Source organism: Pseudomonas luteola NBRC 103146 (assembly GCF_002091675.1).
Lineage (GTDB): Bacteria > Pseudomonadota > Gammaproteobacteria > Pseudomonadales > Pseudomonadaceae > Chryseomonas > Chryseomonas luteola.
Genome location: NZ_BDAE01000001.1, coordinates 67898 through 92174 on the forward strand (window position 1 = coordinate 67898; position 24277 = coordinate 92174).

The 24277-nt window shown below is 53.3% G+C and carries 22 protein-coding genes; 18 read left to right on the forward strand and 4 right to left on the reverse strand.

The features are described from left to right. Window positions 1-55: 55 nt before the first annotated feature. Window positions 56-934 carry a transcriptional regulator HexR gene (gene hexR, locus PLU01S_RS00340; protein ID WP_026004183.1) on the reverse strand — a complete coding sequence of 293 codons (879 nt, stop codon included), beginning with the start codon at window positions 932-934 and terminating at the stop codon, window positions 56-58. 411 nt (window positions 935-1345) lie between these two features. Between hexR and PLU01S_RS00345 the strand changes: the two genes are divergently transcribed. The 16 genes from PLU01S_RS00345 to PLU01S_RS00410 all read left to right on the forward strand — a co-directional run bounded on the left by PLU01S_RS00345 (window position 1346) and on the right by PLU01S_RS00410 (window position 19240). After that, window positions 1346-1864: an Hcp family type VI secretion system effector gene (locus PLU01S_RS00345; RefSeq protein ID WP_010796308.1), complete on the forward strand. Its 519-nt coding sequence runs from the start codon at window positions 1346-1348 to the stop codon at window positions 1862-1864. A 233-nt stretch (window positions 1865-2097) separates the two neighbouring features. Beyond that, complete coding sequence (locus PLU01S_RS00350) at window positions 2098-4158, forward strand: type VI secretion system Vgr family protein (protein WP_074820891.1); 2061 nt, start codon at window positions 2098-2100, stop codon at window positions 4156-4158. Further along, on the forward strand, window positions 4148-4888 hold the full coding sequence (locus PLU01S_RS00355) for a DUF4123 domain-containing protein (RefSeq protein ID WP_074820894.1): 741 nt from the start codon (window positions 4148-4150) through the stop codon (window positions 4886-4888). The genes PLU01S_RS00350 and PLU01S_RS00355 overlap by 11 nt, the downstream gene beginning before the upstream one ends. Next, the gene (locus PLU01S_RS26485; protein ID WP_288658222.1) at window positions 4885-5415 is read left to right on the forward strand and encodes a hypothetical protein; all 531 of its coding nucleotides are present in this window, start codon (window positions 4885-4887) and stop codon (window positions 5413-5415) included. The genes PLU01S_RS00355 and PLU01S_RS26485 overlap by 4 nt, the downstream gene beginning before the upstream one ends. Before the next feature lie 273 nt (window positions 5416-5688). After that, window positions 5689-9822 carry an RHS repeat-associated core domain-containing protein gene (locus tag PLU01S_RS00360; RefSeq protein ID WP_414707764.1) on the forward strand — a complete coding sequence of 1378 codons (4134 nt, stop codon included), beginning with the start codon at window positions 5689-5691 and terminating at the stop codon, window positions 9820-9822. An 18-nt stretch (window positions 9823-9840) separates the two neighbouring features. Continuing rightward, a complete protein-coding gene (locus PLU01S_RS00365) occupies window positions 9841-10263 on the forward strand; it encodes a hypothetical protein (protein ID WP_074820897.1) in 423 nt (140 codons plus the stop codon). Between the two features lie 130 nt (window positions 10264-10393). Continuing rightward, a complete protein-coding gene (locus PLU01S_RS25290) occupies window positions 10394-10747 on the forward strand; it encodes a hypothetical protein (RefSeq protein WP_139208652.1) in 354 nt (117 codons plus the stop codon). Between the two features lie 51 nt (window positions 10748-10798). Continuing rightward, window positions 10799-11146 (forward strand): hypothetical protein, encoded by a 348-nt coding sequence (locus tag PLU01S_RS00370; RefSeq protein ID WP_233432097.1) that lies wholly within the window; start codon window positions 10799-10801, stop codon window positions 11144-11146. Window positions 11147-11248: 102 nt separating this feature from the next. After that, window positions 11249-11572, forward strand: coding sequence for a hypothetical protein (locus PLU01S_RS00375; RefSeq protein ID WP_010796312.1), 324 nt, complete (start codon window positions 11249-11251; stop codon window positions 11570-11572). A gap of 131 nt (window positions 11573-11703) precedes the next feature. Further along, window positions 11704-13083, forward strand: coding sequence for a prephenate-dependent tRNA uridine(34) hydroxylase TrhP (gene trhP / locus PLU01S_RS00380; protein ID WP_074820900.1), 1380 nt, complete (start codon window positions 11704-11706; stop codon window positions 13081-13083). A 74-nt stretch (window positions 13084-13157) separates the two neighbouring features. After that, on the forward strand, window positions 13158-15326 hold the full coding sequence (gene uvrD, locus PLU01S_RS00385) for a DNA helicase II (RefSeq protein WP_074820902.1): 2169 nt from the start codon (window positions 13158-13160) through the stop codon (window positions 15324-15326). Between the two features lie 53 nt (window positions 15327-15379). Beyond that, a complete protein-coding gene (locus tag PLU01S_RS00390; RefSeq protein WP_019366459.1) occupies window positions 15380-15808 on the forward strand; it encodes an EamA family transporter in 429 nt (142 codons plus the stop codon). Between the two features lie 508 nt (window positions 15809-16316). Next, window positions 16317-17162, forward strand: a complete 846-nt coding sequence (locus PLU01S_RS00395; protein WP_074820904.1) for a Tim44 domain-containing protein — start codon at window positions 16317-16319, stop codon at window positions 17160-17162. A gap of 159 nt (window positions 17163-17321) precedes the next feature. Continuing rightward, window positions 17322-17723, forward strand: a complete 402-nt coding sequence (locus tag PLU01S_RS00400) for an SMI1/KNR4 family protein (RefSeq protein ID WP_010796318.1) — start codon at window positions 17322-17324, stop codon at window positions 17721-17723. 156 nt (window positions 17724-17879) lie between these two features. After that, window positions 17880-18641, forward strand: a complete 762-nt coding sequence (locus tag PLU01S_RS00405) for an SDR family NAD(P)-dependent oxidoreductase (protein ID WP_010796319.1) — start codon at window positions 17880-17882, stop codon at window positions 18639-18641. Between the two features lie 101 nt (window positions 18642-18742). Continuing rightward, window positions 18743-19240, forward strand: coding sequence for an acyl-CoA thioesterase (locus tag PLU01S_RS00410; RefSeq protein ID WP_010796320.1), 498 nt, complete (start codon window positions 18743-18745; stop codon window positions 19238-19240). Window positions 19241-19301: 61 nt separating this feature from the next. Here PLU01S_RS00410 and PLU01S_RS00415 read toward each other — a convergent pair whose 3' ends face one another. Together PLU01S_RS00415 and PLU01S_RS00420 are read right to left on the reverse strand one after the other, a co-directional pair. Further along, window positions 19302-20366: an energy transducer TonB gene (locus PLU01S_RS00415; RefSeq protein WP_074820906.1), complete on the reverse strand. Its 1065-nt coding sequence runs from the start codon at window positions 20364-20366 to the stop codon at window positions 19302-19304. Between the two features lie 85 nt (window positions 20367-20451). Beyond that, the gene (locus tag PLU01S_RS00420; protein ID WP_074820909.1) at window positions 20452-21420 is read right to left on the reverse strand and encodes a CobW family GTP-binding protein; all 969 of its coding nucleotides are present in this window, start codon (window positions 21418-21420) and stop codon (window positions 20452-20454) included. Between the two features lie 55 nt (window positions 21421-21475). On the opposite strand from PLU01S_RS00420, the gene PLU01S_RS00425 reads away from it, so the two are divergent. Together PLU01S_RS00425 and PLU01S_RS25295 are read left to right on the forward strand one after the other, a co-directional pair. Beyond that, window positions 21476-21844, forward strand: a complete 369-nt coding sequence (locus PLU01S_RS00425; RefSeq protein WP_074820912.1) for an NADH:ubiquinone oxidoreductase — start codon at window positions 21476-21478, stop codon at window positions 21842-21844. Window positions 21845-22107: 263 nt separating this feature from the next. After that, entirely contained in the window at window positions 22108-22344 is a 237-nt protein-coding gene (locus PLU01S_RS25295) for a hypothetical protein (protein ID WP_139208653.1), read from the forward strand. A 34-nt stretch (window positions 22345-22378) separates the two neighbouring features. Here PLU01S_RS25295 and glmS read toward each other — a convergent pair whose 3' ends face one another. Beyond that, window positions 22379-24214, reverse strand: coding sequence for a glutamine--fructose-6-phosphate transaminase (isomerizing) (gene glmS / locus PLU01S_RS00430; protein WP_074820917.1), 1836 nt, complete (start codon window positions 24212-24214; stop codon window positions 22379-22381). Between the last annotated feature and the right edge of the window lie 63 nt (window positions 24215-24277).

Genomic DNA, 24277 nt, shown 5'->3' on the forward strand with positions numbered 1-24277 from the left:
GTTTGGCGAAGCCTTGGTGAAGCTTAAGGGACAGCCGAAGAGCTGCACCTGATCATCAATGCGAGTCGCGCTCGTCCTGATGTTTGATGCTCTTGGGTGATAACCGCAGGCTTCGCAGACTGCGCTTGACACCTTTGAGGTGGTTGACCAGCGTCGGGCCTCGGGACATCGCCACCCCCATCGCCAGCACATCGATAATGACCAGGTGTGCAATACGTGATGTCAACGGCGTATAGATCTCAGTATCTTCCGGCACATCGATCGTCAGGCTGACATTGGCTAACTCTGCCAAAGGCGTCTGACTTGGGCAGATCGTGATCAGTTTGGCCCCACTGTCCCGGACCAGGTTGGCCGTGATCAACAGGTCTTTCGAGCGTCCCGACTGGGAAATACAGATCGCCGCGTCATCCGGCGTCAGGGTTGCCGCCGACATCGCCTGCATATGGGGATCAGAATAGGCAAACGCACTGAGCAGAAGACGGAAAAACTTGTGCTGGGCATCCGTCGCCACGGCGCCAGAAGCGCCAAAGCCATAGAACATTACCCGCTTGGCCTTGGAAATCTCTTCGATAGCCTGCTCGAGCGCCTGCATGTCCAAGCGCTCGCGGATATCCATCAGCGTGTGCAGCGTGGTATCGAAAATCTTCAGGCTGAAATCCACAACCGAGTCGTTCTCATGGATGGCGAACTGTCCAAAGCTCGCCCCTGAAGCCAGACTTTGGGCCAGACGCAGCTTCAAGTCCTGAAAACCATCGCACCCAATAGCACGGCAGAACCGCACGATAGTTGGCTCACTAACCCCTACCTCATGAGCAAGATCCGCCATCGAACTGTGCATGACAGCCGCAGGATCCAGCATGACGTGCTCAGCCACCTTGAGCTCAGACTTGCGCAATAAATGGCGCGACTGGGCGATATGTTGCATCAGGTTCACAAGCGGCACTCGACTAGCAGAGGTGGAAAAGGCATGTAGTGGTACGTCTTTATACTACATCGACGCCAGGTCATTCATTCACTTAGTATTTCGCGTAATGGACATCTTTGCACTGAAGCCATAAGACAACCCGTCTACAGCGCAACTTTTGGCACACCCTCACCCGTCCACATCCTCGAAAAAAGCACAGACAAGGCGAGTTCACTCGCTTCTAGCGTAGTGCGCAAGATTTCTGCCTTAATGCGCAAAAAGCTGCGCACCTTTATGTGACAGCTGTCGCAAAGCTCATGCGGCACACACTTCATTAAATCATAACTGATTGATTAGTAAGGACTTTATTTTATTGGCACAGGGTTTGTAATAGGTATGGCTCCCGGGCCAAGGGCCCACTATTCAGGCAAGGAGAGCATCATGCCAACACCCGCGTATCTGTCCCTCGAAGGCACCAAGCAAGGTCTGATCACTGCAGGCACCTTCACGGAAGACTCCGTCGGCAACATCTTCCAGGAAGGCCATGAAGACCAGATTCTGGTTCAGGCTTTCAATCACCAGGTCATCATCCCACGCGATCCGCAGTCCGGTCAGCCGACTGGTCAGCGTGTACACAAGCCGCTGATGATCACCAAGGTCTTCGACAAGTCCTCTCCGCTGATCTTCAACGCACTGACCTCCGGCGAGCGCCTGAGCAAGTGCCGCCTGGAGTGGTACCGCACTTCTGCTACTGGTACTCAGGAACACTACTTCACCATCGAGCTGGAAGACGCCATCATCGTTGACGTGCAGTCCCGCATGCCGAACTGCCAGGACCCGAACATGGCTCATTTCACTCACCTGGAAGACGTGTACTTCACGTACCGCAAGATCGTCTGGACTCACGAAGTATCCGGCACTTCCGGCTCCGACGACTGGCGCTCCCCGATCTCCGCTTAATTTCGCGGCAATCCGTCAGACAGGTGTGAATCGGTGTCGGCTTCTGATCCCCTCCAGAAGCCGATTGGTCAGAAACAGACCCGATTCACTGCCTGCTAACCGCTTGAGGTGGCACAATGAGTCAAGCGCCATGATCTCTGGCATTGGCTCATTCCATGCTAGTACGGTTAGCCTTTTCGGCCAGGTTTCCTGGCCGAAATTGTTTTTGCGACGACCATCTGGAGGAACACGGAATGTTCAACCCAGCGAATACGACTCACTTTTCGCTATCCATTCACGGATCGACCTCAGATGGGGTCACGCCTGATTTCCAAGTCCTGAGTTTTACGGGACAGGAGTCGATCAGCCAGCCCTTTCGCTTTGACCTCGAACTGGTCAGCGAACGGTCCGACCTCGACCTTGAAGCCCTGCTGCATCAGCGCGCCTTTCTGGCCTTCTCGCCCAACGGTAGCGGCGTGCATGGTCAGCTCTACCAGATCGGCCAGGGCGATGCCGGCAAGCGCCTCACCCGCTATCACGTCATGTTGGTGCCGCGTCTGACTTACCTTGCGCACCGTACCAACCAGCGCATCTTCCAGAAGCTCACCGTTCCGCAGATCATTGCCCAAGTGCTGGAAGACCACGGCATCCTGGCGGACGCCTACCGTTTCCAGCTGGGGCCAACGGTCTATCCGCCTCGCGAGTATTGCGTCCAGTACGATGAGACCGACCTGCACTTCATTCAGCGGCTCTGCGAAGAGGAAGGCCTGCACTACCACTTCGAGCATACCCAGGATAACCACGTCCTGGTGTTTGGTGATGACCAGACCGGCTTTCCCAGGCTCACACCACCGACTGCTTATGTACAGGGCTCGGGGCTTGTAGCAGACGAGCCGGTAGTCAAACGCTTTGGCGTACGCCTGGAAACCCGTACCGCCCGTGTCTCCCGCCGCGACTATGACTTCGAGCAGCCGCGCCTGCGCATGGAGGCCGCCTACAAGAGCGAGGCTAAGCCCGACCTGGAAGACTATGACTACCCGGGTCGCTTCACCGATCGCACCCGCGGCAAGCACCTCGCCCAGCGCGCCCTTGAGCGTCACCGCAGCGACTATCAGCTGGCCGAAGGTGAAAGCGATCAGCCTAAGCTGGTGACCGGTCACTTCCTGGAACTGTCCGAGCATCCCCGCCGTGATTGGAACCAGCTGTGGCTACTGACCGGCCTCTGGCATGAGGGCAAGCAGCCACAGGTCTTGGAAGAGTCAGTTACCAGTGATGTGGACAAGCACGACGGCTTTACCCAGGGCTACCGCAACCGCTTCACGTCAACGCCCTGGGACGTACCCTTCCGTCCTGCGCTTGAACATCCCAAGCCCAAGATCCTGGGCAGCCAGACCGCTGTGGTTACTGGACCCAAGGGCGAAGAGATCCATTGTGATGAATACGGTCGGGTGAAGGTGCAGTTTCATTGGGACCGTGAAGGCCAGGCCAACGAGCAGACCAGCTGCTGGCTACGCGTCTCGTCCAGCTGGGCGGGCGATCGCTACGGCGGTATCGCCATTCCTCGCATCGGCATGGAGGTACTGGTCACCTTCTTGGAAGGCGACCCGGACCAACCCCTGGTCACGGGTTGCCTGTTCCACATGGAACATCAGGTTCCTTATGACCTGCCCGCCAACAAGACCCGCAGCGTTTTCAAGACCCTAAGCACACCGGGCGGTGGTGGCTATAACGAGCTGCGCATTGAGGACAAGAAAGGTCAGGAGCAGATCTATGTTCATGCCCAGCGGGACTGGGACGAGAACATCGAACACGACCAGAAGATCCGCGTGGGGCATGAGCGACACGATATTGTCGAGGCCAACAGCTACACGGAATACAAGGCGGAGGAACACCGCACCACGGATGCAGACCGCAAGGTTGAGGTCAAGACCAACGACCACCTCACCGTCGGACAGAATCAGCATATCAAGATCGGTACAGGTCAGTTCGTCAGTGCGGGGCAGGAAATCCATTTATCCAGTGGTTTGAAGGTTGTTTTGGAGGCTGGCAGCGAACTTACCTTCAAGGCAGGCGGTAGCTTCATCAAGCTGGACGCCAGCGGCATCACTATCGTCGGCCCAACGGTCCGCATCAACTCTGGAGGCAACGCAGGCAGCGGAACCGGTGCATCCCCTCTGCTGCCGGGACCTGTAAGGCCAGCCGACGTAGATAAGGCAGGTGCTCTGCTAACACCCGCACAGATCAATACCTTCAAGCGCAATTCGCCATTCTGCGAAGAATGCGAAAAGTGCAAGGAGGGGTTCTGTGCGCTCTGACAATTTGCTTACCCCTCAGGAGTGGTTAGCTCAACAGTCAACTGATAACTCATCCCTTTATGTCGTGATGAGTAACACCAGCGATGCCAATCCACTGAAGGCCTATTACGAAGCTCGTGAAGCTTTTGTCCCTTTGCCCATTTGGGAAGGTACCCCCTACGCTGACTGGCAGCCGGTGATGCCCTACCTAGGTAGGCTCAGTCTAAACAATACATTTCTGGATTGGGCCGCTCAAGAAAAACATAAAGACTGGGGATGGCTAGCCCTATCCACGCATGAGCCAACAGCTATCGTCGAGCACCTCAAGAGTCTGACCAAAGTCTTTATGCCAGACGGTAGCGAAGTGTTTTTCCGCTTTTGGGATGGCCGGCATCTGGTCCCTGTGATTCAGATCCTGAATCAGCAGTTCTCTACCGTATTACCTTGCTTCGATCAGTACTGGGTTAATCAATTCAACGCCAGCATAACCCCAAGTACTTACCAAACCGCTCGAACATACCCTTGGTGGAACGTGCCCCAGACGGTACTTGATGCATTGCATGAAAACGATGCCTCAACGCTGATCGATAACCTGATGCAGCACATTCAAGAAAATCACCCAGACATTTACTTCAAATTCCCAGAAATCAATCTTTTACAAAAGATCAAACGCTTTGTTCAGCGCCAGGAAACAGACATGGACGATACGGCGCAACTTATCGCTCAACTTGAAAAGGATGCTTCACTATGATTCCTCGGCTCGGCTCGTTCTCGTTTATTGGTTTGGGTGCCGAGTCACCTGATGCAAGCAAAGTAATCTCCGAATTCAAAAGCTGCCTAGGCACCTATAAAGAGCTAGCAGAAAGCCTCTGGACCGGTTGGGCATTGGATGCCGATCAAACGTTCAAGATTGGCGATGAGTTAAGCATTAGCAAAGACAAGGATTACACCTCCCCTGTTACGAACTACGCAACGTGCCCGCTGAATGGAGAGTTCACGTTAGTTCATGCTTTTGAAGCCGCCCGCTTTATTCCCATTGGCAATACACCCGTACGGCTGGAACCTGTCAAGAGAGCCTGGAACGGGGATGAAGTTACAGGACCCGTCATTAATGATGAAATCGGCCCAAGCGGCATAAAAGTCATTTCTGGCTGCAAGCGTGGGCAGCTCTATCGCATTACGTTTTTCCCGAATGTAACGAAGGCTCAGGTAGAAGCCCTATATAGCTCTTATCAAGGCGTTATTCAAAAGCTTGCTGCATGGCTTCAAAGCGAATAGACCAATCAATTCCAACCTTTATGGAGCACCTATCAAAACGCTAACTCGGGACAACGTTTAAAACTCCAACTGGAGGCTGCCCTAGAGGGCTTTGAGCATGCACTGCTCTCGCTCTGGGACGACATAAAGTCACTTTTTCAATTGATTGCTCATCCTTATGAGAATGCTAAAAAGCTCGCTAAATACTTGAGTCCAGACGAGCTGAAAAAGCTCTATACCGCCTCCAAGGAATCGCTAAGTACAGCCTTACTGATCGCTAGTGATGAGCCACTGATGTTTATTTACGTGGCGGCAATTGTTAGCTGGGTCAAGCTGTTACCGCCTCAGACATGTGTTGAAGTATTGGCTCAATTTACCGGCGAGCTTTTAATCAATATTGTCGTCGGGATTATTTTGAGCGGCGGTGCGGGGCTCGCAATCCGCGTTGGCACCAAAGCTTTGGAAACACTCAAGTCTGGTCAAGCGACAGCTTTAATCAGCAAGCTTGCCGATACGTTAATCAACGCAAGTCAATCCCATGCACTGTCTGTACATGCAGACACCTTAAAGCCTTTAGCGGCCCATGGTGAAATCAGCGAGGCGAATACAGCCCGTAAAATCAACGCCAAGGTAGCGCCTGCAAGCGAAAGACCTATCCCAGCCGATACGCCGAGCCAAACGATAGAAAATGCCTCAACGGCAAGCCGAAATAAGACGCGGCGTCAAACGCGTCTATCTCGCGAAGAAAAGGTTGATGACGTCTCCAAGCCGGCTAAGGATCCTAACGACAAACCTTCGCAGGAATGCGCCAAAACCTGCACTAACGGCTGTCCGGTTTCCATGGTTACAGGTGAGGAATTGCTTACCCTGACCGATGGAGAGCTGGATGGGGTGCTCGCCTTTCCCTGGTCTCGCCTCTATCGCACCAGTGCTGTCGAGCACAATGTTGGCTTGGGCTATGGATGGAGCCATAGTCTGGCCCATAGGTTGGAAATTCAGGGCGACACGGTTATCTGGACAGACCATGAGAATCGCCGCACCGAGCTTCCGCTACCAAGCCAGCAACGTCCTGCCATTACGAACCGGCTTTCCGCTGCAGCGATCTATCTTGGTGAGGACCCAAGCGAGCTGGTTCTTGCGCAAGCGGGTGCAACGCCTCGTTTTTATCACTTCCGGCGGATAGGTCAAAGCGCCCGCCTGATCGCCATCAGCGACGCCCATAGCAATACCTTAAGCATTTCTCGGGATGCCCGAGACCGGATTGTTCGCCTAACGAATACTGCAGGTCGCGCGCTGCGCTTCACGTATGAGCACGCTCATATCGTAGCGGTTGATTATCAGGTCTACCGCCCTGCCGATAATGAAGAAGTGAGTTGGCATACCGTCCAGACCCTGGCCACCTATGGATATAACGCCCAAGGCCAGCTCTTGTCTGCTACAAACGCGGCAGGTGAAAGCGAGCATTATCGCTACAACGATCAGCACGTTATCCAGAAGCGTCAACTGGCGGGCGGAGCGGCGTTCTTCTGGGAATGGGAAGGCGAAGGAAAACAGTCCCGTTGCGTCCATCACTGGGCCAATTTTGCTCAGATGGATACACGTTACGTCTGGGAAGACAACGGTACTGTTACCGTTCATAACTCAGACGGTAGTCAGCAGGTCTACCAACATGATGAAAACGCCCGCCTCGTCCAGCAGATCGACCCGGACGGCGCCAAGCATCACAAGGTATACGATGAAAAAGGCCAGCTGATTGCCGAGAAAGATCCGCTAGGCGCTATCACTGAATACCAGCATGACGAGGCGGGTCATCTCATTGCTGTCATTCCGCCTGAAGATGAGCCTACCTATTACGAATACCATAAAGGCTTCGTACGCACGGTCAGCCGAGGCAAGGCTGTCTGGAAATATCGGCGTAATGCCCAAGGTGATATTACCGCTCAGACGGATCCGGACGGCAACACCACTCAATACCACTATGACAGCCGGGGCAACCTGCTCAGTATTCAACATCCTGATGGTAGCCGTCATGAACTCACCTGGAATCCCCAAGGCCAGCTGATAGAAGAGTTGCTGCCTGACGGTGGCCAGCGCCGTTATCGGTACGATGCGCTTGGCCGCCAAATCACTCGACAGGACGAATCAGGCGCTGTTACCCAGTATCAATGGGACGCCGTTGGCCGACTCAGTCAGGTTACGCTGCCGGGCGGTGGGACGCGCGCGTTTACCTACAATGCATACGGCAAAATAACAGCCGAGCGGGATGAGTTGGGACGCGTTACCCGCTACGAATACGCGGACAACCTGCACCTCGTCAGTCGCCGGATCAACCCTGATGGCAGCCAGTTGCGTTATCGCTACGACAACGCTCGCCTGTTATTGACAGAGATAGAGAACGAACGTGGTGAGCACTACCAGCTCGACTACTACCCCAACGGCCTGATTCGAGAAGAGACAGGCTTTGATGGCCGTACAACAGCCTATGCCTACGACCTTAACGGCCATCTGACAGAAAAAACAGAATTCGGCGAAGACGGTAGTCAGCTGGTTACCTGCTACCAGCGTGACGCAGCTGGGCGGCTGCTCGTTAAAACACTTCCTGACGACCAGAAAATTCATTACGCCTATGATGCGCTTGGCCGGTTGGTCAGTGTAGATGACGGCCAATGGCCGCTCGCCTATGAGTACGATCTTCAGAATCGCCTTATTACCGAGCATCAAGGTTGGGCAACGTTCCGTTATCAATATGATGTCCTTGGGCAGCTCAGCCATTGCCGCCTGCCGGATGGCAGCCTGCTTGATTACCGCTATCGTAATGGCGGCCTGCTAAGCACTATTGACCTGAATGGTCAGCCACTGACGGCTCACCAATACCTACCGGGCGGACGTGAACAATACCGCCAGCAAGGCGCACTGCTCAGCCATTACCACTATGACGAGCAAGGCCGCCTCCAAGCCCACCGCATCAGCCAACAGGAGCGCAGTGTTTATCAACGTCGCTATGCCTACGATGCCAATGGCAATCTCGCTGCGATCGAAGACTCCCGCAAAGGCAACAAGCACTTCCATTATGACCCGCTGGATCGACTGATAGCGGTTCGGGGCGATTTGCCCGAGAGCTTTGCCCACGATCCGGCCGGTAACTTGCTTAGCCAGACGGGACAGGAAGGCGCACGCCTTGCCAACGTCAAAGGCAACCGCCTGTTGATGCAGGGCGATAGCCACTACGATTACGACGCCTATGGCAATCTGACTCGTGAACGACGCGGCGCAGCTCAAAGACTGGTCACTAAATACCGCTATGACAACCAGCACCGCCTGATTGCCACAACACTCCCTGACGGGCGAGTCGCCGAGTACCGTTACGACGCCTTTGGTCGACGCATCGCCAAAACTATTGATGGCCAAACCACCGAGTTTCTCTGGCAAGGCGAACGGCTAATCGCCGAAAGCGGGCAAAACCACTACCGCAGCTATGTCTACGAGCCCGGCACGTTCCGCCCCTTGGCGATGCTGCACGGTGAAGGGAAAGCAGCCGAACCTTATTACTACCAGCTCGACCACCTCGGCACACCGCAGGAACTGACCAGTGCAGCGGGTTCTATCGTCTGGTCTGCCAAGTACCGCGCCTACGGTAACGTGGCAAAACTAGAAGTCGCCGAACTGGAAAACCCTTTGCGTTTCCAGGGGCAATATTTTGACCAGGAAACCGGTCTACACTACAACCGACACCGTTACTACAATCCCAATACGGGCCGCTTCCTGACACCCGACCCGATCAAATTAGCGGGTGGGTTGAATAACTATCAGTATGTGCCTAACCCGACGGGGTGGGTGGATCCGTTGGGGTTGAATAATTGCCCAGGTATAGCAAGTTGCTCCACCGGCACAGCAGAAACTCCTACTGCTAATATAAATTCAGGAGAGCCTAACGCCCCCAGCCCTGAGCGCTCACGAGAAGAACGTCAATCAAAGATAGAAAGATTATCTGAGGCTAATGCTAAACGTCGTGTCAAAGAATACGAAGAAAGATATGACATGCATACCATAACAAAGCATGGTCCTGAAATCCCTAGAGATAAGCTCAAACAAAGAGCGATTGACGGGACTGATCCTAGCAACGGAGAACTCCCCAAGAAAGCGAAGGGTAACCCAAGCTCTCAATTTAAAAATTGGAAACTACAGTTGCATGCTATTAATGCCGCATTAACAAGAGAGGCTCGTGGCTTACCTTTACATACAGGCGTAGACCATAAAGGCAATAATATCGTTAGGGTAGATTTACCTGGGGCAGGAAGAGGATATAAGCCAAACAAAAAAGATCCACAAAATCCAAAATTTAACGAAAACATGAATGGAGCAGAAGTAAAATTTGATAAAGACAATACAAGAAGGCCTTTCACTGCGTTTCCTGTAGATAATTTATAGCAATTAAATAGGTGAAAAATGTTAAAACATCCCTCTATAGATCTTCCCTACAACCCTCAAGTTAGCCACTTACTATGCGGCATAGAGATATACGACCGAGAGGAAACTTTGGGAGAGGAGCTATGGAGATACAATCCAAATGATGAAAAAGATCGTGAAGAAATAATTAAAAATTACATTTTACCCGCAATAGAAAATATATCCTATCGGCACAGATTTGTACTTTACAACGTACTAAAAGAGGCATTAGAAAATTCTAATTTTGACTTTTCAGAACTATTTGAAACTGACTATGATTCTGATGACTATACCTGTACTGCTTGGGATTCATCGGAAATTGAAAACCCTAAGGGTTTTTTCATAGAAATATTTGAATTTATTACTAATAGATGGGCAGATGACCTTAATAGAGCAGCCTCAGAAGATCAGTCCTCATGGTAGTTAAACTTCTTTTCAATTCTTCAGAGCTTCTCACTATGCTCGGAAACAGATTTATTTATTTAATAGTTTACCTAAATGAGGCTTTTGAGACTAAGCCTTGCCTACGACTAACTTTCAAAGAATATGCACCATGTCGTCCAAAGAAAAAGACTTTTCAATCTTAAACTGCTGCCTTTTAGATTTTAAAACCCTAAGAACCTCAACAAGCAATGATTATATTTTATTATTAATAGACTCATTAAACAAAGGAGAAAGCGTAGCTTTAGAACATTCTGGCGTATATATAGACTCAGATCCAGATGGAACTCCTGAAGAATTTATAGAAAATAACGGGATCACCTTTGAATTTATGAATGAAAGTCATAACGTAAGTAAAAGCTTGGCTGTAAAATTAATAACAGACTGGTGCAAGCAAAATATCAAAACTGAAAAAAATAGAATATATGATGCTTTAGAAAAGCTAAAAAAAACTTATCCAGTCTAGACCGCTATCGATATGCTTTAATAAAAGCTTAGCAATTAAACTATATGCCTAATGCTTAAACATTCTTTTTTAGAAAACCCCTATATACCAAACATTAACTCTTTTTTAGGAGGCATTGAGATATATGACAGAGAGGAAAACTTAGGAGAAGAATTATGGAGATACGATCCAAACAAAACCTCTGATAGAGAAGAAATAATAAGAAAATATATTCTTCCCAGCTTAAATTATCTTTCCTACAGACATAGGCTTGTTCTTTTAGAAAAGCTAGGAGGACTATTGTCTATTGAAAGCCACAATTTTAGTTCTTATTTTGAGTACCTAGAAGAAGAATACAGATCACTTACCTGGTATGCAGATGAGATTGTTGATCCAAGAGGCTTTCTCAAAGATCTATGAAATTGCTAAAATAGAGTGGAAGTAAGATCTTATAAAGGCAGAGTCCGAAGATCGCTCCGCATGGTAGTTAATGTGTCACAACCCAATCAAGGAAGATAAAAGATGCTTTTAATATGGCAAGGTTTTGGTTTTTTAGTCGTTATTATTCCCCTGTTTGTGGCCTTGATTGGCTCCTTACTAGGTGGCCTTTTAGGTGCAACTAACCTCATCATTTTCCCGCTAACGCTACTTGCATCCGCTATGGCCGTTTTCTATTTCGGTAAGCGGCTGAATAGCCGTCCGGGAAAGATCCTGATTGACCCAGAAACCCAGCAAACCGTTGAGCTGCGTAAGCGCCACACCCTGTTCTGGATTCCAATGCAATATTGGGCGTTTCCGTTGGGGGTACTGGGATTTGCAATGCTGCTGGGCAATTTAGTCGCCTAATCGCATTCAAGTAAGGGTTCGCCAAGCGTTAGCGAATCCTTGCTACGAACAGCATCCCTAGGTTTATAGACCTGGATCAATACCGTCCACAGTCTGCTCTTATAAGCTCATGGCTTTGAAGTCGCTACCCCATGAGCATCACGCATTTCTTCAAACCCGAACTCTTCTCCCCTGCCGGTACGCTGAAATCCATGCGTTACGCCTTCGCTTATGGAGCGGATGCCGTCTACGCGGGGCAGCCACGGTATAGCCTCCGGGTCAGAAATAATGAATTCGACCATGAGCACCTCGCGCTGGGCATTAATGAGGCACATGCGCAAGGCAAACGATTTTATGTAGTGGTCAACATCGCGCCACACAACGCCAAGCTGAAGACGTTTCTGAAGGATATCGAGCCCGTCATTGCCATGGGTCCGGATGCGTTGATCATGTCAGATCCTGGCTTGATCATGCTGGTGCGTCAGGCATTTCCCCAGATGCCGATTCATCTGTCAGTACAAGCCAATGCGGTGAACTGGGCGAGCGTGAAGTTTTGGGAGAGCCAAGGTCTGTCACGCGTGATTCTGTCCCGAGAACTGTCGTTGGAGGAGATTGAAGAAATCCGCCAACACGTACCGGGAATGGAGCTGGAAGTTTTCGTTCACGGCGCGCTGTGCATGGCTTATTCCGGACGCTGCCTACTATCTGGCTATATCAACCGGCGCGATCCTAATCAGGGTACCTGTACCAACGCCTGTCGCTGGGAATACAAAGCTCACTTAGGGAAAGAGGATGCATTAGGCGCTATCGTGCAGCATCATGACCCTATCGCACTCAACGTACCGGAACCAACGCTAGGCTCTGGTACGCCTACAGATGAGGTTTTCCTGCTGGAAGAAGCGGGCCGACCGGGTGAGCTGATGGAGGCCTATGAGGATGAGCATGGCACCTACATCATGAATTCCAAGGACTTGCGAGCCGTGCACCATGTCGAGCGGCTGGCGAGGATGGGTGTGCACTCATTGAAAATCGAAGGCCGGACCAAGTCCCATTACTACGTGGCGCGTACAGCGCAAGTCTATCGCAAGGCTATCGATGATGCAGCGGCGGGCCGCCCTTTCGATAAATCCTTGATGGATACCCTGGAGTCATTGGCTCACCGCGGTTACACCGAGGGTTTTCTGCGCCGCCATGTGCACGACGAATATCAGAATTATAACCAGGGCTATTCGGTATCCGAGCGCCAGCAGTTCGTGGGTGAGTTGACCGGTGAACGTCGCAACGGACTGGCTGAAGTAATCGTAAAGAATCGCTTCGACTTGGGCGATTCTATCGAGGTCATGACGCCTAACGGCAATCTGAACCTTTCAGTCGAAGCGATGGAAAACGCGCGCGGTATCCGCCTGGAAACCGCTCCGGGCAGTAGCCATAGCGTCTACTTGGCGGTTCCGGAAGGTATCGATCTCGCCTATGGATTGTTGATGCGCAACTTGGAAGCAGGTACGACCACTCGAAACCCGCAATTTCGGTAAAAAAGCGGCTGGTTCGTGCATGAAGCTGACCAGCCGCCCATGCAGTCCAGCGCGCGAGTCGTTACAATGTGCTCATGCATGATGACCTCTCTCTCCTCCTGAATTCCCTGAATGCCGCCCAGCGTGAAGCGGTGGCGGCGCCCCTTGGCCGACAGTTAGTGCTTGCGGGTGCCGGTTCCGGCAAAACCCGGGTGCTGGTGCACCGCATCGCCTGGTTGATCCAGGTCGAGCATGCGTCGCCCCACTCGCTCCTGGCGGTGACCTTTACTAACAAAGCCGCTGCCGAAATGCGCCATCGGATCGAGCAGCTCTTGAACATGAATCCGCAAGGCATGTGGGTCGGCACGTTCCACGGGCTTGCCCATCGTCTGCTCAGAGCTCATTGGCAGGAAGCCAAGTTGTCCCAGAACTTTCTGATTCTGGACAGCGACGATCAGCAGCGGCTAGTCAAGCGGGTCATTCGGGATCTGGGGCTGGATGAGCAGCGCTGGCCGGCACGGCAGGCGCAGTGGTTCATCAACGGCCAGAAAGACGAAGGCTTACGTCCGCAGCATATCCAGGCCAGTGGCGATCTGTTCCTGGCCACCATGCGCAGCATCTACGAGGCGTATGAAGCGGCGTGTGCTCGTGCCGGCGTCATCGACTTTTCCGAGTTGCTGCTCCGTGCCTTGGAGCTGTGGCGCGATAATCCGGACTTGCTTGCCCATTACCAGCGCCGTTTCCGCCATGTGCTGGTAGATGAGTTCCAGGATACCAATGCCGTGCAGTACGCATGGCTCAAGCTGCTCGCCCAGGGCGGAGAGAGTCTGATGGTAGTGGGTGATGACGACCAGTCCATCTACGGCTGGCGTGGCGCGCGTATCGAGAATATCCAGCAGTTCAACCAGGACTTCTCTGCCGCCATTATTCGTCTGGAGCAGAATTACCGTTCCACCAGCACGATTTTGCAGGCAGCCAATGGCCTGATCGCCAATAACAGCGATCGGCTCGGTAAAGAGCTGTGGACAGATACGGGTGAAGGCGAAGCCATTACCCTTTACGCGGGCTTCAACGAGCACGATGAAGCCCGCTATATCGTCGAAACTATCGAAAGCGAATCGAAGAAGGGTCTCTCGCTAAGCGAAATGGCCATTCTGTATCGCTCCAACGCCCAGTCACGGGTATTGGAAGAAGCGTTGCTGAGGGAAAAAATTCCCTATCGCATCTATGGCGGCCAACGCTTCTTTGAACGCGCCGAAATCAAGAATGCGATGGCGTATCTACGCTTGATCTGTCATCGCCATGACGATGCGGCGCTGGAGCGTGTCATCAATGTTCCACCCCGCGGCATTGGTGAAAAGACGGTCGAGATCCTGCGTAACACTGCACGCACAAACGGCTACTCCATGTGGCAAGCACTGCATGATGCGGTCGGCACCAAGTCGGTATCCGGTCGGGCAGCATCCAGTCTGAATGCCTTTGTCGAGTTGATCGATGAACTGGGGCTCAGGTCTGAAGATGTCCCGCTGCATACGCTGACTCAGATCGTGATCGAGCAGACAGGGCTTGTGGCCTATCACAAGGCTGAAAAGGGCGAGAAAGGTCAGGCACGGGTCGAAAACCTTGAGGAGTTGATCAGCGCCGCGAAGTCCTTTGGTTTCAGTGGTGACGATGATCGTTCTCCCCTGGCTAACTTCCTTGACCATGCGGCCTTGGAATCTGGGGATAATCAGGCAGACAGCCATGAAGACTGTGTACAACTCATGACGCTGCACAGTGCGAAGGGTCTGGAGTTTCCGCTGGTCTTCCTGGCTGGTATGGAAGAAGGCCTGTTCCCTCACAAGATGAGCCTGGAAGAGTCCGGCCGCTTGGAGGAGGAACGCCGCTTGGCCTATGTGGGAATTACCCGGGCCATGAAACGTCTGGTGATGACCTATGCGGAAACGCGCCGGCTTCATGGAACCGAGACTTACAACAAGCTCTCGCGCTTTATCCGCGAGGTGCCACCAAACCTGATTCAGGAAGTCCGCCTGTCTAATTCGGTCAAGCAGCCGTTCGGTGCGGGTCGGCCTAATCCGTTTGCGGGTGCCGCCATTCCGGATACAACGTTTGCGTTGGGCCAGCGGGTCAATCACGCCTTGTTTGGCGAAGGGGTCATTCTGAATTACGAGGGCTCAGGTCCACATGCGCGTGTTCAGGTGAATTTCGACGCCGAAGGCAGCAAATGGTTAATGGTGAGCTACGCCAAGCTGGAACCGGTTTAACGTATACTTCAGGGCGGCCAAGGTCGCCCTGACTGTTTAAAGAAGGACATTGCGTGGCGTCTTCCTGGGTCTTCTGGGCATTGCTGTCAGCCGTTTTCGCGGCGCTCACAGCCATTTTTGGCAAAATTGGCGTTGCCCAAGTCAATTCGGACTTTGCTACCTTGTTGCGGACTGGAGTAGTGCTCCTGTCGCTTGTGCTGATCGTTTATGCGACCCGCCAGTATCAGCCCTTAAGCTCGATCTCGCCAAAGAGCTATCTCTTCCTTGTGTTATCTGGATTGGCTACCGGTGCCTCCTGGATCTGTTATTTCCGAGCCTTGAAGATGGGTAACGCTTCGCTGGTAGCGCCAGTAGACAAGCTGAGCGTAGTGCTCGTGGCCCTATTCGGTGTACTGCTGCTAGGCGAAAAGCTGACGCTGCGCCAATGGTGCGGCATTGGCGCAATCGGTTTTGGCGTGGTGCTGTTGGCGCTGAAACCCTAGGGTTAAAGGCGCAAGGAAAGGCTTGTCAAACGGTGGGAGATTGCCGAAGCATGCAAGACAAGCCTATTCCCTGCATAGAGGTGCTCAGGCGCCCTACCCACCGAGCCCCGCCACGACTGCTTCTGTCAGGCATTTACAGGCCGGTATCCTTGTAAAGCGATAGCTACCATCCCTTGCATCACAACACTCCACTCCCGTAGCCCAAGATGCAAATGGTTTGGACAGCATACCGTCTCAAGGTAGTAATGAAATGATAGCGCTCAGCCATCAATTTCAGATCTGTGCTTTTAGCCACAGCCGATGTTTAGAAAACACCCTAATTGAGTACGCGCTAACGCTTTTTTGGAGCTGACCAGTGGTTTGAAATATTGCGCATAAAGCAATAGTCCAACAGCAAACGATAAGGCTTGAGTAAACCATGCAAAAAGCCGAAACAATTAGCGCTAGCCCTTACGCAATGTCCGGCGCAAGATGGACATCAACGTAGTTCACGATAAGAGATCTTACGATGCAACGCATAATGAGTTTTTTCATGATCATCTGCCTGGGCCTGACCCTGAGCCTTGATGCCAATGCCAAGCGCATGGGTGGAGGCAAGTCGGCTGGTGCAGCTCCCATTCACCAGACACGCCAGGCGGCACCGCCTCAACAGCAACCGGGCGCAGCGGCAGCCGCACCGGGTCGTCAGGCGCCAGCCGCTAGCGGTGCTTCTCGCTGGCTGGGTCCGTTAGCCGGTCTTGCCGCTGGTGGCTTATTGGCTTCCATGTTCATGGGCGACGGTTTCGAAGGCTTCCAGTTCTTCGACTTCCTGATCATGGCCCTGATAGCGTTTGTTCTGTTCAAGCTATTCACGCGCCGCCGTCAGCAGCAACATCAGCAGCATCAGCCTGCTCCGGCAGGCCACGCACCGATGTACCGTGAAGCGCCTGCACAGCAGCCTGGCGGATTCGGTCAGGGTGGTGCCGCGCCAGTCATGAATGCGCCTGCCTGGTTTGATGCAGAGCGTTTCGTTGCAGCTGGCCGTGAGCACTTCATGTCTCTGCAGCAGCACTGGGATGCCAACGAGATGGACAAGATCGCCGAGTTCGTGACGCCTCAGATGCTCCAGTGGCTGAAAGATGAGCGTGCCAGCTTGGGTGAAGGCTTCCAGTCCACCTACATCGAGAACTTGCAGGCCGAGCTGGATGGCGTGGAAGAGCTGGAAGGTAAGACCATTGCTACCATCACGTTCTCTGGCTTGTCGAAAGAGTCTCGCTTCGACCAGGGTCAGAATTTCAGCGAAAGCTGGCGTATGGAGCGCCTGGCAGGTAGCAACCAGCCCTGGCTGCTGGCCGGTATCCGTCAGAACGCTTGATTGCCCTGTGTTTCAGAAAAGCCCGGTCATGCCGGGCTTTTTCATTTCTACCGTTTGTCGCGCTGTTCGTACAGGTAGCGCATTCTCGATGGCACCTTTTCCATCTTTTATATTCTTGACTAGGGTATAACACGCACCCCTGCATTAGAGGATGTATTGATGGAAGACGTGATTGAAAGGCTGCGCGAAGAGAACGAGCCTGTTCCGGTACCGCTCGAGCTGCCCGATGAGGACCTGTTGGTCGAAATCGAAGAAGAACTGTTGATCAGCCTTCCGCCCGAGTTTCGCGAGTTTCTTCTCACCGTCAGCGATGTGGTATACGGCAAGCTTGAGCCCGTAACGGTGACCGATCCGCAGTCCCATACGTACCTTCCAGAAGTGGCCGCTACAGCCTGGTCGGAAGGTCTACCTCGCGATCTGATACCCATTTGTGAGGACGGTGACGGCTACTACGCCGTTAGTCAGGAAGGCGAGGTTCTACTCTGGACGGATGGTGAGCTGGACGATGACACCTGGGATTCCGTCTGGATCTGGGCACGGGATGTCTGGCTGGAAAGCTGATCATTGATCAGCTCTATAGCGTTAGCCTGCCGCTATTGGCAGGCTTTACGAGACGCTTGTAGCGGATTGCACGAGAATGGCAGGCCAGACGCTGAACGTAAGCGGCTGCGCAAGGTCTGGATATAGCTATCTTTTCCGCTAGAAGGTAATCCCTGGATGAGCACTCCTGTCGTTCTGATCACTGGTGCCGCTGGCGGGCTCGGTCGAGCACTGGCCCAGCGTTTTTCACAGAGTCACTGGCGCGTTGCAGCGGCAGATCTGGACAAGGATGGCCTGCATGATCTCAATGGCAATGTTCCCCTGGATTCGAGCGTCGTAGCTGATCTACGGACGGCCGAAGGCTGTCGTAACCTTATCAGCAAGGTCATGGCACGTACCGGCCGCCTCGATGCTCTGATCAATGCGGCAGGTGTCTGGCGCGAAGGCCCTGTCGAGACATTCAGCGAAGAGGATTACGACCTCGTCATGTCGGTCAACCTCAAGTCAACCTTCTTCATGTGCTCCGCTGCCATCCCGTTTCTCAAGGAAACCCGCGGAACGATCATTAATATTTCGAGCGGTGCGGGTCGCCAACCTGTCTCGGGTGCTGCCGCCTATGGCGCTGCTAAAGCCGCTATTCGTTTCTTCAGCCAGAACCTCGCCATTGAGCTGGCCAAGGACGGTGTGCGGGTCAATGCTGTCTCCCCAGGCGATATCGATACGCCCATGCTGGATTTTCAGGCGGCCCATTATGGCCAGGGCGATCCTACCGGCTACCGGCGCAACTTGCTCAATCGGTATCCGCAAGGTGATCAGGCCCGTTTTATCCAGCCTGAAGAAGTCGCTGAACTGGTGTACTTCCTATGCCAGCCGCAGGCCTCTGCTATCTCGGGGGCAGACATGCCTATCGATAGGGGGTTGTCGGCGGGTCGCTCATAAGACGGATATAGCTAACGCACGAATCCTATGGCAAATCGCCATAACATTGCATACTGACGCCGCCGGAATTACCGGTGATTTGAGGATATGACGAGGCCTATATGGAAGCCGGTAATCACCAGCTCAGTATGACCATTCTGATGACGCCCGATTTGGCGAACTTCTCTGGCAAGGTGCATGGTGGCGCCTTGCTTAAACACCTGGATGAAGTGGCCTATGCCTGCGCCAGCCGTTATGCAGGCCGTTATGTGGTGACACTGTCGGTTGATCAGGTGATTTTTCGCGAACCGGTCAACGTAGGTGAATTGGTTACGTTTTTGGCATCGGTGAACTACACCGGAACGACGTCTATGGAGGTCGGTGTAAAGGTCATTACGGAAAACATTCAACAGCGCTCGGTACGCCATACCAACAGCTGCTTCTTCACGATGGTTGCATTGGGTGATGACGGCAAGCCCTGCCCCGTTCCTCAACTGGAACCCAAGACGTTCGACGAGAAACGCCGCTGCATACAGGCACAGCAACGCCGGCAAATTCGCCGAGAGTTGCAAGAGCGGTATCAGGCGATCAAGGAAGACGTACTTCCTTCATCCGGCTGATCAGGGCCTAAACAAAAACGCCGCGATTATCCGCGGCGTTTTTATTGGAGCCTGTCGGCCGTTAGCGGCGTTGCAGCTTGAAGATAAATACCTTGGTAGCCTTGCGCGGTACGATTTGTCCACCTGATACACGAGGAGCAAAGCGCCAGCTGCTCAACGCATCGAGCACGGAGCGCTCGAACATTTTGTTCGACGACTCCAGTACTTCCACATCAGTAATACGGCCATCTGCGGTTACGGTAAATAGCACTTTGACCTCCCCGCTTAATCCGCGACGACGCAACACATCAGGATATTTGGGCTGATCCATCTTCAAAGGACGGATATCGCTGTCGTCGATGCTCCCAGTAGGGAGGCCTGCAGGACCTGCAGAAGCGGCGGTCTTGGCGCCAGGCGTGGCCACGGGTGCCTGAACAGGTGCGCTTGGTGCAGCCGCAGGCGTAGGAGCACTTGCTGCCGGTGCAGCAGGCACAGGGGCTGGCTCAGGCTCTGCTTTGGGCTCAGGCTTCTTTTTGACCGGTAGCGGTTTTTGCTGGGTGTGCTCAACCGGCTTGGGTTTCGGCTTTGGCTTGGGCTTTTCGACTACCGGTTTGGGTGGTTCGACGGGCTTGGGCGGTTCAACCGGCTTAGGAGGCTCCGGCTTAGGCGGTTCGGGCTCTGGTGGGGCCGGAGGTGTAGGCGCTGCTGCCGGAGGCTCTGGGGCAGGCTCCTTTTTGGGCAGCTGGATAAAGCTGACCTTTAGCTCGCTTGGGCTATCACCCTTGCTGATTTTGAGTTCGGGCGGAGTCTGTACGACAAAAAACAATGCAGCCGCCAGCGCCGCGTGCATAACAAAGGAAGTCCCCGAGGCCAGCCACCAACGACGAGGAGGCGTTGTTTCGGTTGTCGGCTCGGCATTGCCGACGTTCTCCTCCAGCGGAGGCACCTCATCGCTTCGTGAATACCCTTGCAGCGAAATGATCTCTGCGCCTGGATCCGTACGACTGGCATTTACACCATCAACAGGCTCAACCTCACTGCGCACGACATACAGACGTACTCCTTCAGCCGATTCAGCAGGGTGCTCAGGCTGCAGCGAAGGGTCTTGCTCAGGCGATTTTGATCTCGCCGGCAACGTCAACGACATAGGAATGATCCACAAAGGCGGTCAGATTTAATAATCATTATCATTAAGATAACGAATTTATCAACTTTTAGCGACAACAGGATTCCTATTGCATGTAATTCATCAAATCTGACTCTAGGGCGGCTGCATCTATGACCGTTTCGAAGATCAATTCGACCCGGCTATCCTTGCGCCACTCACTGATCCGCCATTCACCTTGTCCACTGGCTTGATTGAAGCTCCACCACTGCCCATCTGCATGCAGAATGGCTTTTGCCCTGAGCAGTGCAGGTAATGCGCCCAGCCATGTCTGAACTGCTTGGCGGTTAAATTGGCTGCTATGGTGAAACCGCCACCCTATGGCGAAGCGCCCTTCAGCCTCATGAATTTGCCTTAAGGGCTGTCCAGGTAACAGCAGCGAAGGTAATGGTCCCTGCTGACCAGGGGGAGGCACTGGGAGTGAATCGGGAGCACGTTGGCCAGCTATACAAGCGCTTCCGGGCAAAAGATTAAAAGGCAGCCTTCCCTGCTGGGTCCATTGCCACTGGATGTCGGGCAAGGAAGCTAGAAGCGCCTGTCGGCTTCTGTCATTCAACAACTCAGACTTGTTGAGTACCAGCAGCCCAACCCCGGGTAACGCCTCACGTTGAGCATCAGGCAGCTGTTCCCCGCTCGCCAAGCGGTGAGCATCAACCACCATGACTGCCGGTTGAATCGCCAGTACGCCCTGCCAGGTGCCTTCGGCGAGCTGCTTGAGCAATGTAGCCGGATGCCCCAGCCCTGACGGCTCAATGAAAAGGCGCTGGGGCTGAGCCCTGCGCAACAACTGCACCAGGGCTATCTGCAATGGCGCGCCGTTGACGCAGCACAGGCACCCTCCCGGCAATTCAGTCAATGAGATACCGGCATCCGTGGTATGCAATAACGCAGCATCAAGCCCTATCTGACCGAACTCGTTGACCAGCACTGCCCACCGCTCGTGTTGAGGACGCTGCGTCAGCAAATGCCGGATGAGGCTGGTCTTGCCTGCCCCCAAAGGTCCTGTTATCACGTGGGTAGGTATATGCTTGAGCATGTTTATGTCTCGATTCGGTCAGTGGTAGAGTCGCCGATTTAAGCCGGTTACCTCTATGTATCGCCTACTTGCCTGTCTAGCCTTCCTCGTTCCGCTCTATGTGCAGGCCGAAGCGTGCCTGGTCCACAGCAAGGGTAAAGGCGTCGATGTGAAAGTCTGCCAGCAGAATCGCTCAATTCCAGCGAATCTATTTCATGATGGATTTTGTAAGCCTCAACTGGCAGAGCAGAACGTTGAGGTTACCTTTGCTGAACAATGCCCTACCGGCGGATTCGGTATCTGCCAGAACGCCCAAGTACAAGGCATGCCGTACAGACAGGACATCCATTATTACGGTATTGCTACGGATGCACGCTTCTTGAAGCCGTTCTGTGAACAGCAGAGCCAGGGCACGTGGCTGGATACATCCAAGCGGACTGAATGATGACAGGCTCTGATGCCTTTATGGATCATCCTGCTGATGGCAAAGGCTACTGGCACAAGGCAAATAGGTTATAAGATAACAAACTAATCTGTTTGACGGTTTTCTATCTTATGAAAAGACCGCCTGCCTGGTCTCTGCTACTTGCCCCTTCCTTGCTGTGCTCATCTTTTGCATTTGCCGATGGCTTACCTGTGAATTGTATGAGTACGGGGCAAATAGTCAGCTGCGAAGACCTTGCAGGCAGCCACTATCATGTATCGGTTATGGATAAACATATTTTTATCCAAGGATACGATGCTGCCACCCAGCGCACCTGGACGCAAACCCAGGCACACTATGGTCGAATCAGTTTCTTGATAGGTTACGCCTCGGATGGCGAGATCTGGTCCGGCTTTACACGGGCCATTGGTTGGACTTCACGTGGACGCGTGTCCAGCTCGTCTGCAGGTCGACAAACACTTTTATGCGGCCGTATTGGTGGCTGCACGTCCAACCCATAAAAAAGCCCCGTTTAACGGGGCTTTGCTGAATACATTATTCAACCGTTACCGACTTGGCTAGATTGCGAGGCTGATCCACATCAGTCCCTTTCAATATAGCGACGTGATAAGACAGCAATTGCAGCGGTATGGTGTAGAGGATTGGCGCCAGCACATCATGAATGCTGGGCATCCCGATCAGGTGGGTGCCTTCCCCGTTGGTAAGACCAGCTTCTGCATCCGCGAAGACAACCAGCTGACCGCCTCGAGCGCGTACTTCCTGAAGGTTGGATTTCAGCTTTTCCAACAACTCATTATTGGGCGCTACCGTAACCACAGGCATGTCGGTGTCCACCAGCGCCAGCGGGCCGTGCTTGAGCTCACCCGCCGGATAAGCCTCGGCATGAATATAGGAAATCTCCTTGAGCTTGAGCGCGCCTTCCATTGCCACTGGATACTGAGCACCTCGGCCGAGGAACAAGGTATGGTGCTTCTCTGCAAATAGCTCGGAAATCTTCTCTACATGCTTATCCATGGCAAGCGCTTCATCAAGACGCGCGGGTAAACGGCGAAGCTCTTCCACCAATTCAGCCTCAACGCCAGCCTCAAGACGGTTCTGAACACGGCCCAACGACAGCGTAAGCAGCAGCAGCGCAACCAGCTGAGTCGTGAACGCCTTGGTAGAAGCAACCCCGATCTCAGGGCCAGCCTGTGTCAGTAAGGTCAGGTCCGACTCACGTACCAGCGAGCTGGTCGCGACGTTACAAATTGCAAGACTGCCCAAATAGCCCAGCGGCTTGGCATTTCTAAGCGCAGCCAAGGTATCCGCTGTCTCCCCTGATTGGGAAATGGTCACAAACAGCGTGTCAGCCTGTACCGCTACACGCCGATAGCGGAACTCACTTGCCACTTCGACTTGGCAAGGGATACCCGTAAGACCTTCCAGCCAATAGCGCGCCACCATACCGGCATGAAAACTTGTGCCGCAGGCAACGATCTGAATATTCCTGACACGCCTAAACAGGTCTGTTGCCTGAGGACCGAATGCCTCGGTCACCACATGATCAAGACCCAACCGCCCTTCCAGGGTGCGCTGAACCACAGCAGGCTGCTCGTGAATTTCCTTGAGCATGAAGTGGCGGAACGAGCCTTTGTCAGCGGCTTCGGCCCCCTCGGTAAACTGAACAACTTCACGTGTTACCGGTTCACCGTCCACCGACCACAGCGAGACGCCATTCAGACGAATCTCTGCAATGTCGCCTTCTTCCAAGTAGATAAAGCGATCCGTTACCTGCCGGAGCGCCAACTGGTCCGACGCCAGGTAGTTTTCTCCAATACCCAGGCCGATCACCAGGGGGCTGCCGCTTCTGGCAGCGACCAGACGATCAGGCTGATCGATATTCATGACCGCTACACCGTAAGCACCATGCAGCTCTTTCACCGCTGCCTTCAGCGCATGCGTGATATCACCGGTTTCCTTCAGCTTGTGATGCAGAAGATGAACGATGACTTCGGTATCGGTCTGGGAGGTAAAGACATAACCGAGCCCCTTTAACCACTCGCGCAGGGGTTCATGGTTTTCAATGATCCCATTGTGGACCACTGCAATCTGACCATGGGAGAAATGAGGATGGGCATTCGCTTCAGTTGGCGCACCATGCGTGGCCCAGCGGGTATGGGCAATACCGAGGCGACCTGTCAGGCCTTCGCTCTTAAGCGCGCTAGCCAGCTCGCTGACCTTGCCGGGGCGACGAATGCGCTCAAGGGTCTGCTGCGCCGTCAGTACGGCAAGACCTGCGCTGTCATACCCACGGTATTCAAGGCGCTTGAGCCCTTCAACGAGGATAGCGGTGATATTACGCTCAGCAATGGCGCCTACGATGCCACACATGGAAAACTCCTAAACAAGCGATGCATATGAATGCTTTGTTCAAATTTTAAAGAGTGGCTGTGG

Bases quoted from the DNA above. Each gene is read 5' to 3' on its own strand.
- PLU01S_RS00345 (WP_010796308.1), top strand. From the start codon at position 1,346: ATGCCAACACCCGCGTATCTGTCCCTCGAAGGCACCAAGCAAGGTCTG.
- PLU01S_RS00350 (WP_074820891.1), top strand. From the start codon at position 2,098: ATGTTCAACCCAGCGAATACGACTCACTTTTCGCTATCCATTCACGGA.
- PLU01S_RS26485 (WP_288658222.1), top strand. From the start codon at position 4,885: ATGATTCCTCGGCTCGGCTCGTTCTCGTTTATTGGTTTGGGTGCCGAG.
- PLU01S_RS00360 (WP_414707764.1), top strand. From the start codon at position 5,689: ATGTTTATTTACGTGGCGGCAATTGTTAGCTGGGTCAAGCTGTTACCG.
- PLU01S_RS00365 (WP_074820897.1), top strand. From the start codon at position 9,841: ATGTTAAAACATCCCTCTATAGATCTTCCCTACAACCCTCAAGTTAGC.
- PLU01S_RS25290 (WP_139208652.1), top strand. From the start codon at position 10,394: ATGTCGTCCAAAGAAAAAGACTTTTCAATCTTAAACTGCTGCCTTTTA.
- PLU01S_RS00370 (WP_233432097.1), top strand. From the start codon at position 10,799: ATGCTTAAACATTCTTTTTTAGAAAACCCCTATATACCAAACATTAAC.
- PLU01S_RS00375 (WP_010796312.1), top strand. From the start codon at position 11,249: ATGCTTTTAATATGGCAAGGTTTTGGTTTTTTAGTCGTTATTATTCCC.
- trhP (WP_074820900.1), top strand. From the start codon at position 11,704: ATGAGCATCACGCATTTCTTCAAACCCGAACTCTTCTCCCCTGCCGGT.
- uvrD (WP_074820902.1), top strand. From the start codon at position 13,158: ATGCATGATGACCTCTCTCTCCTCCTGAATTCCCTGAATGCCGCCCAG.
- PLU01S_RS00395 (WP_074820904.1), top strand. From the start codon at position 16,317: ATGCAACGCATAATGAGTTTTTTCATGATCATCTGCCTGGGCCTGACC.
- PLU01S_RS00400 (WP_010796318.1), top strand. From the start codon at position 17,322: ATGGAAGACGTGATTGAAAGGCTGCGCGAAGAGAACGAGCCTGTTCCG.
- PLU01S_RS00405 (WP_010796319.1), top strand. From the start codon at position 17,880: ATGAGCACTCCTGTCGTTCTGATCACTGGTGCCGCTGGCGGGCTCGGT.
- PLU01S_RS00410 (WP_010796320.1), top strand. From the start codon at position 18,743: ATGGAAGCCGGTAATCACCAGCTCAGTATGACCATTCTGATGACGCCC.
- PLU01S_RS00415 (WP_074820906.1), bottom strand. From the start codon at position 20,366: ATGTCGTTGACGTTGCCGGCGAGATCAAAATCGCCTGAGCAAGACCCT.
- PLU01S_RS00420 (WP_074820909.1), bottom strand. From the start codon at position 21,420: ATGCTCAAGCATATACCTACCCACGTGATAACAGGACCTTTGGGGGCA.
- PLU01S_RS00425 (WP_074820912.1), top strand. From the start codon at position 21,476: ATGTATCGCCTACTTGCCTGTCTAGCCTTCCTCGTTCCGCTCTATGTG.
- PLU01S_RS25295 (WP_139208653.1), top strand. From the start codon at position 22,108: ATGGATAAACATATTTTTATCCAAGGATACGATGCTGCCACCCAGCGC.
- glmS (WP_074820917.1), bottom strand. From the start codon at position 24,214: ATGTGTGGCATCGTAGGCGCCATTGCTGAGCGTAATATCACCGCTATC.